The 18,480-nt window shown below is 61.1% G+C and carries 13 protein-coding genes; 7 read left to right on the top strand and 6 right to left on the bottom strand.

Going from position 1 to position 18,480, the window contains the following annotated elements; genetic code table 11:
• The first annotated feature begins 116 nt into the window (after nt 1-116).
• Both DWB85_RS17715 and DWB85_RS17710 read left to right on the top strand, forming a co-directional pair.
• On the top strand, nt 117-1,031 hold the full coding sequence (locus DWB85_RS17715) for a beta-keto acid cleavage family enzyme (RefSeq protein WP_239017379.1): 915 nt from the start codon (nt 117-119) through the stop codon (nt 1,029-1,031).
• Nucleotides 1,032-1,439: 408 nt separating this feature from the next.
• Entirely contained in the window at nt 1,440-2,942 is a 1,503-nt protein-coding gene (locus DWB85_RS17710) for an FAD-binding oxidoreductase (protein WP_117957201.1), read from the top strand.
• A gap of 638 nt (nt 2,943-3,580) precedes the next feature.
• Here the strand turns inward: DWB85_RS17710 and DWB85_RS17705 are convergent.
• The gene (locus DWB85_RS17705; protein ID WP_117957189.1) at nt 3,581-5,194 is read right to left on the bottom strand and encodes a winged helix-turn-helix domain-containing tetratricopeptide repeat protein; all 1,614 of its coding nucleotides are present in this window, start codon (nt 5,192-5,194) and stop codon (nt 3,581-3,583) included.
• Nucleotides 5,195-5,357: 163 nt separating this feature from the next.
• Between DWB85_RS17705 and DWB85_RS17700 the strand changes: the two genes are divergently transcribed.
• The 3 genes from DWB85_RS17700 (at nt 5,358) to DWB85_RS17690 (ending at nt 7,532) form a co-directional block, all read left to right on the top strand.
• On the top strand, nt 5,358-5,582 hold the full coding sequence (locus tag DWB85_RS17700) for a tautomerase family protein (RefSeq protein WP_117957187.1): 225 nt from the start codon (nt 5,358-5,360) through the stop codon (nt 5,580-5,582).
• 193 nt (nt 5,583-5,775) lie between these two features.
• The gene (gene arsM / locus DWB85_RS17695) at nt 5,776-6,579 is read left to right on the top strand and encodes an arsenite methyltransferase (protein ID WP_117957199.1); all 804 of its coding nucleotides are present in this window, start codon (nt 5,776-5,778) and stop codon (nt 6,577-6,579) included.
• 140 nt (nt 6,580-6,719) lie between these two features.
• Entirely contained in the window at nt 6,720-7,532 is an 813-nt protein-coding gene (locus DWB85_RS17690) for an oxygen-binding di-iron domain-containing protein (RefSeq protein ID WP_205422795.1), read from the top strand.
• Between the two features lie 158 nt (nt 7,533-7,690).
• Here the strand turns inward: DWB85_RS17690 and DWB85_RS17685 are convergent, their stop codons facing one another.
• From DWB85_RS17685 to DWB85_RS17670, 4 genes are all read right to left on the bottom strand, one after another.
• Nucleotides 7,691-8,470 carry a hypothetical protein gene (locus DWB85_RS17685; protein WP_117957185.1) on the bottom strand — a complete coding sequence of 260 codons (780 nt, stop codon included), beginning with the start codon at nt 8,468-8,470 and terminating at the stop codon, nt 7,691-7,693.
• A 123-nt stretch (nt 8,471-8,593) separates the two neighbouring features.
• On the bottom strand, nt 8,594-9,505 hold the full coding sequence (locus DWB85_RS17680; RefSeq protein ID WP_117957183.1) for a DMT family transporter: 912 nt from the start codon (nt 9,503-9,505) through the stop codon (nt 8,594-8,596).
• Between the two features lie 80 nt (nt 9,506-9,585).
• Complete coding sequence (locus DWB85_RS17675; RefSeq protein WP_239017378.1) at nt 9,586-10,842, bottom strand: M24 family metallopeptidase; 1,257 nt, start codon at nt 10,840-10,842, stop codon at nt 9,586-9,588.
• A 48-nt stretch (nt 10,843-10,890) separates the two neighbouring features.
• Nucleotides 10,891-12,981, bottom strand: coding sequence for a BCCT family transporter (locus DWB85_RS17670; RefSeq protein ID WP_117957181.1), 2,091 nt, complete (start codon nt 12,979-12,981; stop codon nt 10,891-10,893).
• A gap of 339 nt (nt 12,982-13,320) precedes the next feature.
• On the opposite strand from DWB85_RS17670, the gene DWB85_RS17665 reads away from it, so the two are divergent.
• Entirely contained in the window at nt 13,321-16,566 is a 3,246-nt protein-coding gene (locus DWB85_RS17665) for an ankyrin repeat domain-containing protein (RefSeq protein WP_162846188.1), read from the top strand.
• The gene (locus DWB85_RS17660; protein WP_117957178.1) at nt 16,563-17,024 is read left to right on the top strand and encodes an energy transducer TonB; all 462 of its coding nucleotides are present in this window, start codon (nt 16,563-16,565) and stop codon (nt 17,022-17,024) included. The genes DWB85_RS17665 and DWB85_RS17660 overlap by 4 nt, the downstream gene beginning before the upstream one ends.
• On the opposite strand, the gene DWB85_RS17655 is transcribed toward DWB85_RS17660, so the two are convergent.
• The gene (locus DWB85_RS17655) at nt 16,999-18,438 is read right to left on the bottom strand and encodes a serine hydrolase domain-containing protein (protein ID WP_239017377.1); all 1,440 of its coding nucleotides are present in this window, start codon (nt 18,436-18,438) and stop codon (nt 16,999-17,001) included. The genes DWB85_RS17660 and DWB85_RS17655 overlap by 26 nt on opposite strands.
• Nucleotides 18,439-18,480 lie beyond the last annotated feature (42 nt).

Below are 18,480 nucleotides of genomic sequence, written 5' to 3'. Positions count from 1 at the left end.
GGTCACCCTCTTCGAAAAAATCCCTTTAAACAATGACTTTTTCGATACCAAACATATCCTGGAAGATGACATGGTTTCTAACCAACTGAATTTGTTCAACAATTAACCGGACGCTAGTGAACCCTCTTATTATCGAGGCATCGCTGAACGGAGCCACCAGTAAGGCGGCAAACCCGAGTGTACCGTACTCTGACGAAGAGATCGTTTCTGACGCACTTGCCTGCATGGCGGCGGGGGCGGCTCTCATTCACAACCACACGGATGAGCCTATTTTCGGTGGAACCGGGAAGCTTGATTACGAACGTTACGCAAGGCCCTGGCGCTTATTGCTCAACGATCGTCCCGATGCGATTCTCACGCCCACCATGCCCGTCGGCCAGGAAGGGGTTCCGGTGGAAGTGCGTTACAGTCATGTGGAACGCATGGCCGAGGAAGGCTTGTTGGCGCAGGGGCTGTGCGACCCTGGCACCTTTAACCTATCGGTGTTGGGTGAAGACGGCCTCTTCGCTCCCACCGACATGCTCTATCGAAATGACATGCACGATTCTCGTTACTATGTGGAGGCCTGCCGTCGGCTCAATATCGGGCTGAGCATTTCAATCTTTGAGCCGGGATTCCTCAAATTCGTGCTGGCCTATTACCGGGCAGGCAAGCTACCGCCGGGTGGCATTCTGAAGTTCTATTTTGCATCGAACGATCTACCCTTCGGAATGCCGCCTGGCATTGCCAGTCTGGAGGCCTACCTCGCTATGCTCGAGGGCTGTGATCTGCCCTGGCTGGTGTCCACTTTTGGTGACGACTGCGTGCGCTGCGGTATGGCCGAGGCCGCCATACGTCGCGGCGGACATGTCCAGGTCGGCCTGGAACCCTACGCTGGAGACCGGCAGCCATCCAACGTGGAACTGGTGGAAGAAGTGGTGGCGCTTGCCCATAAGCTGGGCCGGTCTGTCGCCACGCCGACCGAGGCGGCTCAAATGCTCAATTTGCCCTCCTACCCTGTTCCTTACGCGGCGCGGCATGGAAGAACATGAACTAGCGTCGAGGCAAACCAGGGCAAACCAGGACACCCATCACACTGTGAGGGCAAACCAGGACACCCACCACACTGTTAGATACTCACGTTAGATGGTGCAGGTACGGCATAGTGCGTGGACTATTCTCCAGTGGCGTTAGGGTGGGTGTCCTAATCGGGTGTTTTAGGGTGGGTGTCCTAATCGGGTGCTGTTAGGGTGGGTGTCCTAATCGGGTGCGGGGTGGGTGTCCTAATCGGGTGCTGTTAGGGTGGGTGTCCTAATCGGGTGCGCTAATCGGGTGCGTTCTCCAGTGGCGTTAGGGTGGGTGTCCTAATCGGGAGGGACTTACGCCAGGCCGTTGGCGGTCTCTGGAATCATGAACTACAGTTAGCCCATCATTGCTCGTGCAGAGACGGGGAAGGGTCCATGCTGAGACGCAACTTTTGCCGGACGGCGTTCGCCAGTGGCGCGATCATGCCGCTGCTGGGCAACCATGCGCTGGCTTCGGTGTATGCTGGCCTGATGAAGGTCGATCGCGACCTGGAGGCACTGACCCGGGCCGGCGGTGAGCAGGTGCTTGCCCAGGGCACCGTGCAGTCCCTTGCCGACAGCCTGCGCGGGCAGCTGCTGCTGCCCGGCAATGCCGCCTACGAATCCGCGCGCCACGTACTCAACGGCTCCATCGACAAACATCCCGCCCTGATCGTGCAGCCCACCGGTGCTGCCGATATCAGCTCGGCGGTGGAATTTGCCCGTGACAACGACCTGATTATTGCGGTGAAATGCGGCGGCCACAGCTATGCCGGGAAATCGACCTGTAACGGTGGGATGATGATCGATCTGTCCACGTATCGGGACGTGCGCATCGACCTGCCCAACCGGTCGGCCTTCGTTACCGGGGGCAGCCTGCTGGGCCAGCTCGATCACGAGTCCATGGCCCTCGGCCTGGTGACGACCGCCGGTACGGTGTCCCATACGGGGGTCGGTGGCCTTACCACCGGCGGTGGCTTCGGCCGGGTAGGTCGGCGCTTCGGCCTTGCCCTGGATAACGTGAAGTCAGTGGATGTGGTGTCAGCAGACGGACGGCTGCAGCACGCCAGTGCCGAGGAAAACCCGGATCTGTACTGGGCGGTCCGCGGCGGAGGTGGCAATTTCGGCGTGGTCACCAATTTCGAGTTTCAGCTGCATCCGATGGAGCGCCAGGTGATCGGCGGCAATATCGTGTTCCCCATGGCGAAGATCCGGGCGTTGCTGGAAGTCTACGCTGACTACTCGCCACGCAGCCCGCAAGAGCTGTACACGGATTTTATTGCGGTCTACCCCTTCGGCGGCAAACCCGGCATGGCAATCCTGGATGTGTGTTGGTCGGGCGATCCGGTAGGCTATGAAAAAGCTATCAAGCCTTATCTGGATGCGGTCGAGCCCATCGCCAACCAGGTGAAAGCGGTCGATTATGTCGCACTGCAACGCAGCGGAGACAGCAGTGATCCAAGGTCCTGGGCGAGCTACCTGAAAGGCGGCTTTGTCGATGGTATCCGGCCCGGGCTGATCGATGCAATCGCAGCGGGTATGGAGCAGCACCCGGATCGCACGAGCATACTGCTGTTCCAGCATAGTGGGGGAGCGATTAACCAGGTGGCCGCCGACGCCACCGCGTTCCCGCACCGCTATGCGAGCCACAACATGGTGCAGATGGTGTCGTGGCGCAGCAATGCACCGCGGGATGAGCACGTGGGCTATATCAGGAACCTGTGGTCCCAGCTGCACCCGTTCACCTACGGCTTCTACACGGTGGAGGTGGATGATGGCCACGACAGGCGAATGATGAACCAGAATTACCAGGGCAATTACGCCCGGCTCGCCGGCATCAAGAAACGTTACGACCCTGATAACATTTTCCGGCTTAACGCCAATATCACACCGGCATAAAAAACAGGTACAAACCGGGGGTAAATCCCCTGGTGTTGGTCTGCATCGAAATCCTATCCATTTCGAGGCGATATTTGCCTCCTGGAGTAACCCATCGGCCCGTAAAGGGATACAGGAAGGTCAAAGGCCTGGCGACCTTCATCCGCGGCAGTATTCAGCGTAAATTCGGGCGCAAATTAACACGATGCCGTTAGGATAATTAGCAGTTGATAGCATAACCGCCCGTCAATTTGAACCGGCCGGGATGTCCGCCGATGTATCCATGCCCCGGGTTGTTAGCGGTGGGTGCAAGCGCCACGGTTACAGCCACTAGCCGGTTCAACCTTAATGGCGTCACTGAAACCGTCAGTAATATCGCTCGGGCTTCCACCGATTCTGCAGGGGGAGCAACGGCAGATACCTCCGACAACGGCACTGATCCGGACCCGGATGGTGACGGCGATCCGACTGTCGACCAGGTAGGGTCGCTTTTCAGTGAACTCGCCGTTGCCATTCCGCTGTTTTCCCAGTGGGCGCTGTGGAGAGTGGTATCGCTGCTCATTGCTGCAGTCGCCTTGCGTGCACGTCGAACCTGATGGTAGCTCATCCACACAATCCAGGACCCTGCTGTGCACCCCCAGGTCACGCCAGGCCTAACTTCAGGGTCCGGTCCTGTGGTCACAGGGCAGGGCACCTTTGAACCCCAGCTGGGCCAGCGCTGTAGCCATTCTCTGGCGCTGGTGCGGGTCGCGGATGGGGAAGGCCTGGAAGAAATCCGTGCGTGTGACGCCCGGCATGCGCCGCCTGACGTCGGCCGCCCAGGCCTGCGCGCGCGCCTCCTGCCCGGCCAACTGGGCGGCCGCCGCCGCGATCAATGCGATTAGAGCGTGGGCGCCGGGTGCGCTGGCGCCGCGATCGGTCCAATCGGCGGCCTCCAGGTCCTCTCCCAGAGTCACGTGGGTCAGGCCACGGGCGGAAAGCATGCCGTAGTACAGCGGATCCAGCGGGCTCAGGCGCATGGACAGGTCGAGGTGGGCGCGGGCGTCGAGGGCGGCACCGGCCATCGATTCGGTCCAGGCCTTGGCATACAGTCCCTGGGCGTAGTTCGGGCACAGCGAGATGGCGCGCTCAAGCCAGCCGTGGGCCCGATCGAGGTCGGACTCGAGCCAGTAGGTGCGGCCCATGGTGAAGTTGACGAAGGGGTCCAGCGGATCGAGGTCGACGCCCCGCTGCGCGCACTGCCTCGCCTTCGCCACTTCCGCATCGGTGTCACTGGCCTGGCGCAGGAAAGCGGTTTGGAAATGGACGAACGACAGCCCCGCATGGGCGCGGGCGAAGCCCGGGTCGCACCGCACGGCGCGGCCGAACATATCCGCTGCAATCGCATTGTCTTTCTGGTTGAAGCGGTACAGGTGCTGCAGACCCAGATGGTAGGCCGACCAGGCGTCGAGGCTTTCCGGCACCTTGAGCCGTGCATTCGACGCTTCATGCTGGGGGATTCGGATTTCCAGGTGGGTAAGGACGCTGGCACAGATCTGCTCACGCACGCTGTGCACATCATCCAGTGCTGCGGTGTAGCGCTCGGCCCACACCACGTCGCCGTCAGCCGTGTCCGCCAACTCGGTGGTGACAGTCAGTCGCTGAGGGCTAATCTCCAGCGTACCCGACAGGCAGTAACGTACGCCCAGAATCCTGCCCACCTCGCAGGGGTCGACATTATCGCTGCGCAGCCGGAAGGAGGAGGCGCGGGCCACCACAAATAGCCAGCGCAGGCGCGACAGCTCGGCAATAAGTTCGTGCGGCAGGCCATCGGCAATGCTGAGCCAGTCGCCGGCTTCACCGTGGGTACTGAACGGCAGTACCGCAATAGAGGGGCGAGCGTCTGCCGCCAGTTCCACTGCCCGGGAAGGCTCCGCCGGCTGGGCAGGTGCCACTGGCTGTTGCGCTAGCGGTTGCTGCCTGCTGCGAATCTGCGCCTCGGCAACAAAGCGCAGCCCCTTGCCGTGCACCGTGCGGATATAGCGCTGGACCTTACCGTCGTCCCCCAGCGCCCGGCGGGCTGACTTGATCCGGCTGGTGAGGGCCGAATCGCTGACCACACGCCGTTCCCAGATCTTTTCCAGAATCTCGTCTCGCGATACCAGCCGGTCCCGGTTCTCCAGCAGCAGGGCAATGAGCGCAAACACCTGCGGTTCCACCGGGCAAACTGTGCCTGCCTGCCGCAGTTCGGCGCGGTCCAGGTCAAGCTCGAAATCATCGAATGCGTAGATCATGCGAGGAGCATAGACCCGGGCATCGGTGGAATCCGCAAAAAATCCACAATACCTCCACAGTCTCTCCATGTCTTCCTGGTCGATTATGACGACAATTCACCTGTGGTCGCAATAAGGCGCCGCCAGAACGAAACAACTGCCTTAGGGCAACAGGAGAACTCACATGCCACTCGTAACTATCGATGTGATCAAAAACGTATTCACCCCGGACCAGAAGCAGGAGCTGATCGAAAAGGTCACCGAAGCCATGGTCGCTGTGGAGGGCGAAAGTATGCGCTCGGTCACCTGGGTCCGGATCCAGGAGATCGAGGGTGGGGACTGGGCCATTGGCGGTAAGTGCCTCGCGGCAGCGGATATCCACGTCCTGCAAAAGGGCGAGGCAGCCTGAGAGCGCGCTGCTGCGCCGGGATGGTCAGGAGCGGGGCGCGCAGGAGCCCCGCTCTGAACTGGCGCACGACATGGGCCGCCTGTCCATCTGGTGGAAGCCCTTTCTATCCGCATCTCAGTATTCAGGTTGAATTTCTGGAAATAGCATCCAAACTTTCATGAAGATGGTCAAAACCGCTGTGAGGAGCAATTCGATGAAAGCGTCGGAAACCCATGACCTCGTCAGGAAAAGTTATGCGGACATGCTGAAAAAGGCGCAGGAGCAAGGCAGCTGCTGCGCGAACAGCTCGACGGCAAAATTGGCTGGGTACGGCGAGTCAGTCACGCACTCCGAGGCGGCTGGCGCCTCCCTGGGTTGCGGAAACCCCGTGGCTTTCGCGGGCGTGCGGGAGGGTGACACGGTGCTCGACCTGGGCTGCGGAGGCGGCCTGGATCTACTGCTGGCAGCGGAGAAAACCGGACCCGGTGGCAAGGTCATAGGGGTTGATATGACCGATGAGATGGTCGCTGCGGCGAGACAGAACGCTGCCAGGGCGGGTTTCGACAACATCGAAGTGCGCAAGGGTTTGATCGAGCACTTGCCGGTCGAAGATTGCTCAGTGGACTGGGTGATTTCAAATTGTGTGATCAACCTGTCGCCGGACAAAAAGGCGGTCTTCCGTGAGATCGCCCGGGTGATGAAACCGGGAGCGCGGTTCATGATCTCGGACATTGTTGTAGGTGACCTGCCCGAGCTTATTCGCGAGAGTGTGGCGGCATGGTCTGCCTGTGTGGCCGGGGCCATCTCGGAAAATGACTATAACGACGGCTTGCGCGAGGCAGGTCTCGAAGGCGTGGAAGTGAGTGAGCGATTGGTCTACGACGCAGCCCAGCTTCGCGCCATTCTCAGTGAAGATATTCCAGACTTTGACCTTGATTGTGACCAGGTGGACGGCTTGTTGCAGCAGTATGCAGGCTCGGTCTGGAGCGCCAGGTTTATGGGGCGTAAGCCACGGTGAAAAATTGATGGATATCCACACCCTGCATGGACCGAACTAGGGAAACTCTGACTAATGTCATTCTGGCGACAGCCAGAATCCATAACTCTTTGATTGCTACTGATGCTCAGCAGCAAGTCGCCAACGCCGGATTGGGAGATATGACCATGAATACACCGGGCACTCGTATCGACGACATTGGTAATGGCCTGTACCGAATCAGCACGCCCGTTTCACCCGAGACGGTACCGGGAGGTTTCAGCTTTAATCAGTATTTATTGGTGGACGAGGCGCCACTGTTATTCCACACCGGCCTGCGCGGGCTTTTTGAGCCTGTCAGCCAGGCCATCGAATCGGTACTGCCACTGAACCAACTGCGTTATATCTCCTTCTGTCATGTGGAAGCCGATGAGTGTGGCTCGCTCAATGAATTTCTCCGGGCCGCCCCCCGGGCCGAGGCGCTGTGCGGCCAGGTCGCGGCAATGACCAGCATAGCGGACCTGGCCGACCGGCCACCGCGGGTACTAGCCGATGGTGAGGAACTGTCACTGGGTGCGCGCAGGGTGGTCTGGATCGATGCACCTCATGTTCCCCACGGGTGGGAGAACGGTTTTTTGTTCGAACTGACTGCCAGGCTGCTGTTTTGCGGTGACCTCTTCACCCAGCCGGGCAGTGAGCACGCGCCGGTATCTGATGATGTTCTCGACAGCAGTGAGCAGATGCGCCGCACCCTGGATTATTTTGCCCACGGTGCAAATACCGGCCCGGTGCTGGAGCGTCTGGCTGCGCTGCAGCCGCACACGCTGGCCTGCATGCATGGCAGTGCCTTTCAGGGAGATGGCGCAGCGCAGCTGCGCAAACTGGCCGACCGACTTTGCGGCGGTCACACAGCGGTCACACAGGACACCCATCCCAATTTTGAGCGGTCACACAGGACACCCATCCCAATTTTGTGGGCTGACGTCAAAAACTGACCAGTTCCAGCCTGTAAGCGTGGTCAGACCACGGTCAAACCTGGCTGTTGCCTCCATGGCTTGGTTAGACTTGTCAGTGAACCACTCGCGCTACCAGTGGACAATATTGGGCGCCTGTCCAAAGGCGCTGTCAGAGGCCGCTATCCGGACAACGCGTTTCAGCCATAGCGGCGTTCGTGCTTGCCGAGAACCGGTTCGCAGCGATCTGCCGCCTTGCGTATGCGCTCGCTGATTGGGGCCCCAGGGTTGGATTCGGCTAGCAGGTTGCCGGAATGAGCGGCACAGAGATTTTCAGCCTCGCCCCAGGCGTCTGCCAATTCCGTAGACCACTCCCTGAATTCCGCTGCCGCCCCTTCTCGCTTTTCCAGCGCCATGGCCAGTGTGGGGTGGAAACTGACCCGTTCGGATAAACCGACAAGGCCCAGGAATCGCGGGAGGCGTATATACATCAAGGTATCATCCGCGTGGATGGTGCCGGATGCCCGGTGGTAGGCCAGGACGGACGCAAAGTGAATGTTCTCATTGGCGGAAATGAAATCCACGCCTCTCGGGATGGTGAAATCCAGGTCGTCGGCGTACCAGTCATGCAGTTCCTGGTCTTCGCTTCGCACTTCTTCCCATGGCAGATCGGGGAACAGATCAAGATGCCTCTGGGTACCATGAAGACGTGCATCGGGGAACAATTCATGCATGCGCTGCACGTGTACCGTATGGAAGGGATGCAGGTTCAGGATGGCTTCGACTTCGCCATCGCCCACGATAGCATCGATTTCTTCCCGCAGGGGCTCACTGATGGAATACGAATCCAACAGCAGGAAACTGCCGCTGGACAGTTGGACCAGTGAGGCCTGAGTGCCAATCTCCACAACGCCGCCTATGCGGAAGGAGCCCCGTATATTCCAGAAGCTTTCCGCTACATGGATTATTTGCTCCGCCATGAGCTACCCCCTGTGCAGTTGTAATCGGCGATGTACGGCTTAATAAGCGACCACTTAATGAGTGTAGCGCAGATAATGCACGCTGACCCGGATCGAATGTTCTGGCGGACTGGCATCAACCGGCTACGCGTCTTCCCCGGCTAAATTTCTCAATGCCGGCGAGCGGTTCTGGGTGAGTGCTATGCCGGCCAGAATCAACAGCAAGCCGGCGAACTGACTGAGCTGGGCACTTTCACCCAGGAAGATGACCCCGGCGGCGAAGGCAATGGCAGGGATAATGTAATTGATAATAGACAGGAATAAAGGGCCACAGTCCGATATCACCCGGAAATAGATCCAGGTTGCAAGCCCCGTTGAAACGACGCCCAGCGTCAGCGTCGCAGCCAGTGCATTGCAAGAGGGGGCGACCCAGTGCGCCTGCTCCAGGAAGAAGCTAAAGGGCAACAGCAGCACGGTGCCGACGCCAAGCGAGCCGGTGCCCACCACGAGAGTATTTATCGGTGGTAAACGTTTGCTGTACACCGCGTTACTGGCATAGGACAGGGTTGCCGCGACCACTGCCAGCTGTGCGAGCAGGGCGCTGCCGACAATACCCGTCAAGGCCTTGCCGCCGATTAACACCAGCACGCCGCCAAAGCCGAGCATAACGCCGCACAGTCGGCGTGGTGTCAGCGTGTCTTCATGCACGAAGAAGTGGGATAGCACCATGGTGCTGATCGGCATCAGCGCCATCAGCAGGCCGGCCTGGGAACTGCTGATCTCTGTCTCTGCCCAGGTAATCAGCGAGAAGGGAATCAGGTTGCCGATGGTCGTCAGCACTGCAAATCGCCACCACCAGGCTGACTCCCGTGGCAGCCGATGCCCTTGCCAGCGCATTACCAGGAACAGGGTCACCGCCCCGACCCCGAGACGTATATTGACAATCGTGATAGGCGGAAATGATTCAAGCGCGACGGCAATCAGGGAGAAGGCAAGGCCCCATGCCAGGCTCAGCAGTAGCAGTAATATCCAGTGTTTGAGTTGTGGGGCTTGCATGGCTTGCGCTTACCGGGAACCTGAGCCGGCAAAATTCGCTGTGCCTGAGCTGGCGAGCAACAACGTTCCCAGCACGGGTTTCACGCGTTATAACCGAAGGGGTCGTCCACCGAATGAGCGGGCTCGGTAAACCACTTCGGACCTGATTCTGTCAGGTAAAAATGGTCTTCATGGCGAACACCGAATTCGCCGGGAATGCAGATCATTGGCTCATTGCTAAAGCACATGCCCGCTTCGAGAGTGGTGCTTTCATTGCTGACCAGGTACGGCCATTCGTGGATATCCAGACCGATGCCGTGGCCGGTACGGTGGGGTAGGCCGGGTAGCTTGTAGTTGGGGCCCAGGCCCTGGGCCTGCAGCGTTTTTCTTGCGGCATTATCGACCTCGCTGCACGCCTGGCCGATTTGTGCCGCCGCGAAAGCCGCGGCCTGGGCCGCTTTCTCCAGGTTCCAGATCTGGCGCTGGCGCTCGGTAGCCTCGCCATAGACGTAGGAACGGGTGATGTCAGAAATATAGCCTTCGAGCTGGCAGCCGGTATCGATAAGCACCATGTCATTGTCCTGCAGCACCTGGGGATGCGCGACCCCATGCGGGTAGGCGGTGGTCTCGCCAAACAGGACGATGCAGAAGTAGGACCCGGAGCTGGCGCCCGCTGCCTGGTGAGCGGCATGGATAAAGCCCTCGACCTCTGTGGTTGTAATGCCCGGGGCCAGAATGCGGGCCGCGCTCTTGTGCACGGCCAGGGTGATATCCTTAGCTCTTTGCATCAGGGCGATTTCAGCCGGGGATTTAATCATTCTACAGGCAGCGGTAATTGCTGCAGCATTAAGGTACTGGAACTGCGGGTTGCTTTGCCTGATGCCGTCGTAGAGGAAGAAAGGGGCTGCCTCATCAATGCCCACCTTGCCGGCGTCCAGGCCCATGCGATCCAGGGTTGAGCCGAACAGTGCGTAGGGGCTCTCGTCTTCTTCCCAGCCGTTGACCGGCCCGGTGATCGTCATGTGCTCCAGTAGCGTCGCTTCTTCAAAGGCCGGCGCAATGTATTCCAGCTGGCCACTGGCGGGAATAATGGCGCCCACCATCCTCTCGCTGGCGCCCCAGCGGGTGCCGGTAAAGTAGTACAGGTTTGTGCCAGCATTGACATAGATGGCGGCAATGGCCTTTTCCTGCATCAGCGCCTGCGCCTTGTCAATGCGGGCTTCGTACTCCTTATGCGATATGGGTGCAACGCCCATCGTCATGTCATGGAAACTGGCCAGTTCCTGTTCCGGTGTTGATCCACCAACGCCAATTGTCACGTCGACCTCCGCTGTAGAGTCGTGTGTATGCAGGGTCATGGAGTATAGGCTAATTGGTGCCTGGACGGCGATTCCAGGGTCCGGCACCTAGCTTTTCAAGTCGACACTGGGCGGCTCCGGCGGGGTGGACAGCATGTCGTCGTGCTCTTCCATGCGCCAGGGCAGGATCGATGGCGAAATGTGGAGGAAGTGCAGGTGTTTCTCCAACTGGTCGAGGATATCGGTGATAATGTCCTGCTGGTCCAGGCCGAACACATCGTAGGACTGTCCGCCCCGGCGCAGGAAGACCTCCGCCCGGTAGAAGTGAATTTCACCGTCGTTCGCCTCCGGCATTTCGGGATAGGCGAAATCCGGCAGGGAATGCTCGACCCGGCGTATTTCATAGACGAAATCCACCCGGTCATCCTTGGTTACTTCCAGGTAGACGCGGTTGTTTTCCGCATCGATTGTTACCTCTGCGTCCCAGCCCTCGTTGGCCAGTTCCCGCTCAACCCGGAGCATGGCCTTGTGGACCGTGGATTCCATGAAAGCCTGCACTTCGTCCTGTTTCGGGAACGACACCAGGGAGTGCAGGCGCCGCCGCCACAGACCGTGGCCGCTGGTGCCGGAATAGCGTTGCTGGACCCCGGTCTTCAGGCTGCTGTGGTGGTGACCCTCGATAACCAGCGCCCGCCACATTCCCAGCGCCGAGATAATCATGATCAGACTGAACGGCAGGGCGCTGACGATGGTCATGGTCTGCAGCGCGCTCAGGCCGCCTGCCAGCAGCAGAGTGGCCGCTACCAGGCCCTCCATGGAGGCCCAGAATACACGGTGCCAGACCGGCGTATGCAGCGCGCCGCCGGATGCCAGGGAGTCGACGACCAGCGAGCCCGAGTCAGATGAGGTGACGAAGAAGGTGATGATCAGCAACACGGTCAACAGCGAGAGCAGGGTGCTCATGGGCAGGGTGCCATAGAGATTGAACAGCGCGACGGCCTGGTTTTCCTGCACCTCGGCAATCAGGGTGGTGTAGCCCTCGCCCATGATTTCGGTGAGCGCCGTGCCGCCGAATATGGAGAACCAGAGAAAGGTAAAAATGGACGGCACCAGCATCACCCCTATCACGAACTCGCGGATGGTTCTTCCGCGGCTGATCTTGGCGATAAACAGGCCGACGAACGGCGCCCAGGCAATGGTCCAGCCGAAGATAAACAGGGTCCAGTTGCCGATCCAGTCGCTGCGTTCGTAGGCCTGCAGGTTGAATGTCCGCTCGATGATGTTATTGACGTAGCTGCCGGTGTTCTGCAGGAAGGTTTCGAGAATGTGGATTGAAGGGCCGGCAAAAAACACGAAGGTCATCAGTGCAATGGCGATAGCCATATTCAGTATGGAGAGGCGCTTCACCCCCTTGTCCATGCCCGCCACCACAGACAGGATGGCCAGGCCGGTGATTCCGCCAATGCAGATAATCTGCACCGTGTGATTGATGGGTACCGAAGGCCAGAGGTAGTTGAGGCCGGTGTTGAGCTGGGTTACCGACAAGCCGAGGGTGGTGCCGATCCCGAACAGGGTGCCGAGAATGGCGAACACATCCACCGCGTGGCCGATAGGGCCATAGATCCGGTCGCCAATGAGCGGATACAGTGCGGAGCGGATGGACAGTGGCAGGCCGTGACGAAACGCGAAGTAGGCGAGCACCAGGCCAACCAGGCCGTAGATTGCCCAGATATGAAAGCCCCAGTGGAAAAAGGCGATCTGCATGGCCTGCTTTGCCGCATCGACTGTCTCACCGGCCCCCATCGGTGGTGAGGCATAGTGTAGAACCGGTTCGGCCACACCGAAAAACAGTAGTGCAATGCCGTAGCCGGCGGAAAACAGCATGGCAAACCAGGCGGGAAAGCTGTACTGCGGGTCAGCGTGGTCGGGGCCGAGTTTGATGTTGCCCCAGCGAGTCAGCGCCACGCCAACAATGAACACCAGGAAAAACGCCACCGACAGCATATAGAACCAGCCGAAGGTGTGGGTGATATAAGCCAGCACCTGCGAGAACAGCGAGCCTGCGAGTTCGGGGTTTGCGATGGTGCCTATCACCAGCAGCACAATGACCACCACCGCGGGAACAAAGACCGGGACCAGCACCGTAGACATGGGATTGGAGTTCGCTGTGGATGCTGTGCGGTGCTTTTGTTCGCGCATAAAGTTGTCCAGTCAGGGGGCTTGCTCCCGACAGCCTAACATTCAAAAACCCTGGCTGCATATTTGCCCGCGGCGCCAGCGGAGGTGGGCGCCACAGCAATGCAGGGGTTTGTGTCGTGCTGCTGAAACGATTTTGAATTGTCAGCAGAGACAGGCTGAAATTGTGCGCTTCGCCAGAAACGGCGATCAATGAATGCAGCTCGATGAGATATAACCGGCTTCAAAAGACGCTAGACTCGACACGTATGCTTACTACAATAAACCTCAATGGCTATTGCATGGATTAACATTGACAGATCGGTCTTGCTCGTTTCCAGCCTGGTACATTGCATCTCATTGTTGCTTTTTTGGCTTCGGGGGCCGGCTCTCGCCGCCAGCCTGATGCTGTGGCTGGCCACTCCCGGCACTGCGGCGGGTGCCCCGGCCAACTGTGAGCGAAGTGAAGACGGCGGCGTAGACTATTACCAGTCCACTTACTTTCGCGAGCAGCTGGCCGGGGACTTCTGGCGCTTGGAGTCCCTCGCGTCGGCGGGGCGGGCCCTGCTGCCTCCCCAGGATCTCAAGCAGATGGCGGCGGAGCCGGCTGCAGCGGGGGAGCGCCTGATGGCGGCGGTGGACGCCCATCTTTGCCAGCCGCGTCCCGCCCACCCCGAACTCCAGTGGACGACCTTTCTACAGTCGCAGCACGGCGGCAGTGGCGGCCGCGCATGGCAAACACTCAGTGCCAGGCAGTTCATCGATGGGCTGCCGGTGGACGGCGGCTACTGCTATGCCCACTTCGATCGCGAAGGACAGTTTCTCACTGTCGGTTGCAGTCTTGTGGCGCGCAATGATGTTGCCCTGGGTGAAGGCGAGTGGCCGGGTGAAGAAGAGGTCGTTGCGGTGGCTGAGGCGGCCTACATCGCGGATCTGGCCAACCTGCCGGGTTCCGGGCAAAAAGTGGAATCCATCGAACGCCGCTACGGCGGGGCGCAGCCCTTCCTGCTGGTTCGCCACGTCGGTTGCGGTGTCACCCGCGTCAACGCCCTTACCCTGGAGGCACGCTATCACTGTGAGGAAATTCGGCCAATGCCGGTCCGATCCGGGCTGCAGGATAATGAAAAGCTGCTGTTGCTGGAGGATCTCCCGCCCTATTTCGAAGACAGTGCCTTTGTCATGGATGACAGCGGCGGCTATCTGATCGCCGGTTCCGTCCAGCGCGCCTGGCAGGGTGAAACCGGCCCGCAAATCGACCGGGGAACCTACCTGTTTTCCTACAGCGCCCGGGGCCAGCTGCGTTGGCGCCGGCGACTGGAGTCCGCCAGCGAGGGCTTCTGGCTGTATCCGCGGGAGGACGCTGTGCTGCTGTGGCAGCGGTTCAGTGAACCCGGCGGCACAGATGACAGGCCCTATATGCGTAGCGTTCTGCTGTCGCTGGCCGATGGCAGGCCGCTGGAAGCGGAACGGCGCTTTCCCTTGCCCTTCTACGGTGAAGTGCAGCCTGATGCGCTGGGTACGCGCCTCTTTGCCCTGCGCACCAGCGGTGCGCAGAACGCCCTGTTGGCACTGGACCGTGACGGCGCTGTACTGTGGCAAAGCGCACTCGGTGATAGCTCGCTGGGAAGGCAGGCATGGCCCCGCCCGGGGGGCGGCCTGGCAGCGCTATACGTCGCCGGTCGCGACGCCTCGTACTATTCGCTACGGCTGATCACGGCGGATGGCACCATCGAACATGAAGTGGATTTGGACCTGGAACGCGGGGAAACGGTCGAACTGCTCCGGGTGACGGACGGCCATGCCGAACTGCGGGTGCAGGTCAGCGCCACCGATGCCCGCGGTCACTACGAGTTGCAGAGTTATTTAGTGGACAGTGGTGAGCGCGTGCGGCGGCGTATCATGCCGGGGGTCAATCCGGAGCAACAGCGCCTGCTGCCGAATGGTCAGGTGCTGTACTTCGGCGGTGAGGGCGGCTGGGCGCTGCTGGGAGAGGAGGGACCGGCCGCAACCTGGCGCCGCTACCTGGGTTTGGGGGAGAGCAGTTCCTTTACCCATGCCGCGCTGGCGGACGGGGAGCTGGCCCTGCTGGCTTATATAGACTACCCGCGGGAGCGCTCCACCACACCGGATCGCCGCGCCATCCTGCGCCTGGATCGCGCCGCGGCGGCACAGGGCACGCGTGCGGACGACTGCCCGCTGGTAACCCATGCCGAATTGCGGCAACTGGAGCTGAACCTCTGGCAGGATTACAACCTGACCTTCAGCATGCCCCACCAACAGCGCCGGCCGGACCCTGGCTGTATCGACCGCCATCGCATCCGCTACCGGGATTTTATGGCCGCCTTGCGCGAGGATTTGCACCGCCGCGGCTATCGCGCGCCGGGCTACTTCGCCACGGTAGCGCTGGAGTCGGGTCAACCGGGCATACACTTGCGCGGGGGCGGTGCCGGGCGCTCCCAGTACGGCCCCGGTCAGCTCGCCTACTACCTGCGCGCGGAATTCGGTGACGCAGACGAGTTGGCCGCCTTCCTGCAGATCGTGCTGGAGCCCCATGCCCGGCGCACTACCGCCCTGCGAGATGCCTTCTTCCTTCACACCGGTGTCACCCTGGGACTGGGCATTCCGCCGCAGGCGGGCGGCGACGTGCTGGACGCCTACGAGGCACGGCTCGCCCGGGTGCTGTCCGAGGTGACAACCCGCCCGGTATTGGACTACCTGCCGACGGTCGAAGTCGGACCGCCCCTGCTAACACTCGATTCCCGGGGCCTGTCCTTTGCCGAAAATCCCCGGACTTATACGGAGGAACCCATTGCGCTGGACGAGTTCCGGGCCGAAACCCTGTTGCGCTGGCTGCATGAACGAGAGCGGAAAAATGTCGAACAACGCCGGGGCAATTGCGACCGCGCTCTGCTGCGGGACCGCGACCGCGAGCCGGAGCATCGACTCTCCCTGGCCCTGGAGTGCCACGAGCTGGCCGCTGCGCGAGCCGCCCTGTCCGCCGGGGCCAGCCCCCATCACACCTGGGGCGGGGCGGACGACGCACCGCTGGTTCATTCTGCCCGCAGTCATCCCCAGGCCCTCGCCCTGCTGCTGGATGCGGGGGCATCCCTGTACGAACGCGATCGTGCCGGTAATACCCTGTTGCATACTGCGGCCCGGCACGGCGAGCGGGCGACGCTGATGCGGCTGGCCGAGGATGAGGCGCTGGTTAATACCGCGGCCTACGACGGCGCTACGGCCCTGCACCGCGCCCTGGCCGAGCCCCGCTACCCGCCGCAAGTCCTGGCGCCGCTGGTGCTGGCCCAGCGCGATATCGATGCCCGCAATATCGACGGTGAAAGCGCGCTCCATCTGGCGCTGCACTCGCCTGCCGTGGTGCTACAGTTACTGGCCGCCGGCGCGGATCCCGACGCGCGCGACGAGCGCGACAGGACGCCCCTGCACCGGGCTGCGGCGATGTGGCTGGGAGAGGGAAGTATCCGTGCGCTGCTGGCCGTCGGCGCCGATGAATCGCTGCGGGATGCCAGAGGCAGGCGTGCGCTGGATATCGCCCGGGAGCTGCAGTTGCCGCACAACGAGGCCCTCCTGTCGGGGGAGAAGGCACCGTGAAGTCCAGGGCACTACTGGCGCTGACCCTGTGCTGGGTAGTGAGCGCCTGGGCCTCCCAGCCTGGGCCCCACTTGATGCCGCGCTACGCCGAGCCGGGTTTGATCGCCTACCCCCTGCCTTACCGGCTGGAATTTGACGGCGCCTGCCTGCGCCAGCGGAAGCCGACCCGGGCCCTGCTGGCCTTCTCGGTGCAGGCGGACGGGCAAGTGGCGTCGGTGAGGGTCCTCCCCCCGGCCCCTTCCCACGATGCACTCGATGAGCTGCTGCGCGCCGCCCGGGAATTTCGCTTCAGCCCGAAGTACGTTGAATGGCAGCCGCAGCCCTTTTCGACGGTGCTCGCCCTGCCGTTGCCGAATCGCGATTGCTGGCACCCACCCCTGGGCAATGGCAGCAGGCACGACCCGGCTGATCGGCTGGGTGCGGCCAGGCCATCTACTGTACTTTCGGGAATGCCTTGACCACTTCTTGCAGCAGTTCCCATGGATCGAACCCCTGGCGGCCATAGTCAAGGCCGCGTCTTACAATCACCAGGTCGTGTGAAGGGGCGACGATCACGTACTGGCCGCGATTGCCCGCCGTGGTAAAGGCGTCTGCCGGAACCTCACCCTTGCGGGCGTCCGGTACCAGCCACCACTGACCCCCGTAGTCGTTGCCGCGTTGCGCTGCGGCGGGTGCCGGGGTGCGCGAGAAGGTGATCCACTCTGGCGAGAGCAAGCGCTCGCCCTGCCAGCGGCCGCCATTGAGGTACAGCAGGCCGAAGCGAGCCAGGTCGCGGGCATTGGTATACACCTGGCTGCTGAAAATGAAATCGCCGAAGCGGTCGGTACTGGCCAGGGTATTGTGCATGCCGATGCGCTGGAACAGCACTTCACCCGGGTAGCGCAGGTAAGCGCCATCGTCTTCGAGTGACTGCTTCAGGGCATAAACCGCCAGCAGCGTATCGTAATTTTCATATTCCCAATGGCTGCCGGGTTGGCGCACCAGACCACGGTCCCGCATTCCCTGTGCGGAACTGGCGCCTGCCCAGTAGGCAAGGCCAGAACCGGTGGCATACTCCATGCCGAAACTGTCCACCGGGTAAAGGCCGCTGCTCATGTGCAGGACGTGACGCAAGGTGATAGCGCTGCGCGGGTCGGCTCCCGCACCCTGCATATCGGGCAGCCAGTCTATGGGCAGTGGGCCGTCAAGCGCCAGCTTTCCCGCGTCTACCTGCATCCCGATCAATGTCGCCGCAATGCTCTTGGCTGTTGACCAGGTACGGGTCCGGGTATGCAGATCGAAGCCGGGCGCGTAGCGCTCATGCACGATATGACCGCGGTGCACGATCAACAGGCTGATGGTGTCCTGCTCCGGATTGTCGCGATTGAAGGCCCAGTCAGATGCCGCCTGCAGTGCAGTCGCCGAAACTTCCTCCGGCAACTTGCCTTCCGCGACGAGATCCCCGTCGGGCCAGGGCACGTTGCTCATGTCGGGTGTCGGCAGGCTCAATGAGGGCAGTTGGTCTATCGCCTCCTCACCCATGCCGGGGGCCATCACCACGCAGCCAATCCCCTGGCGAAAGGCGGCGGAAATTGCCACCCCGTCGCTGTCACCGCCCACATTGACCAGTTGGTGCGGGTGATCGATGCGGAAGTTGCCACCCTCCGGGCTGCCGACGCTGCCGCCAAAACGGGGATCGTCCAGGTAGGCCAGTTCCTGGGCAAACACCTGGGCCAGTGTGCGCCTGGAGGTATACAAGCCGTTGCAAAGCAGTACCGCCTGCACTCCATTGCGGATCATCTGGCGATTGGCCTCGTAGTAGTCGACCGTAACGTTGTTTGCCAACAGAGGCAGGCAGAGTGCAGCCAGGCTGCTCGCGATCATCGTGGTCATTCGCACGCGAAGTCTCCTCGGATTGGGTTGCTGCGGCATTCG

Source organism: Seongchinamella sediminis, from assembly GCF_003457605.1.
In the GTDB taxonomy this organism is placed as follows: domain Bacteria; phylum Pseudomonadota; class Gammaproteobacteria; order Pseudomonadales; family Halieaceae; genus Halioglobus; species Halioglobus sediminis.
This window is presented reverse-complemented; position numbering and strand designations above follow the sequence as displayed.

Bases quoted from the DNA above. Each gene is read 5' to 3' on its own strand.
- DWB85_RS17710 (WP_117957201.1), top strand. From the start codon at position 1,440: ATGCTGAGACGCAACTTTTGCCGGACGGCGTTCGCCAGTGGCGCGATC.
- DWB85_RS17705 (WP_117957189.1), bottom strand. From the start codon at position 5,194: ATGATCTACGCATTCGATGATTTCGAGCTTGACCTGGACCGCGCCGAA.
- DWB85_RS17700 (WP_117957187.1), top strand. From the start codon at position 5,358: ATGCCACTCGTAACTATCGATGTGATCAAAAACGTATTCACCCCGGAC.
- arsM (WP_117957199.1), top strand. From the start codon at position 5,776: ATGAAAGCGTCGGAAACCCATGACCTCGTCAGGAAAAGTTATGCGGAC.
- DWB85_RS17690 (WP_205422795.1), top strand. From the start codon at position 6,720: ATGACCATGAATACACCGGGCACTCGTATCGACGACATTGGTAATGGC.
- DWB85_RS17685 (WP_117957185.1), bottom strand. From the start codon at position 8,470: ATGGCGGAGCAAATAATCCATGTAGCGGAAAGCTTCTGGAATATACGG.
- DWB85_RS17680 (WP_117957183.1), bottom strand. From the start codon at position 9,505: ATGCAAGCCCCACAACTCAAACACTGGATATTACTGCTACTGCTGAGC.
- DWB85_RS17675 (WP_239017378.1), bottom strand. From the start codon at position 10,842: ATGACCCTGCATACACACGACTCTACAGCGGAGGTCGACGTGACAATT.
- DWB85_RS17670 (WP_117957181.1), bottom strand. From the start codon at position 12,981: ATGCGCGAACAAAAGCACCGCACAGCATCCACAGCGAACTCCAATCCC.
- DWB85_RS17655 (WP_239017377.1), bottom strand. From the start codon at position 18,438: ATGACCACGATGATCGCGAGCAGCCTGGCTGCACTCTGCCTGCCTCTG.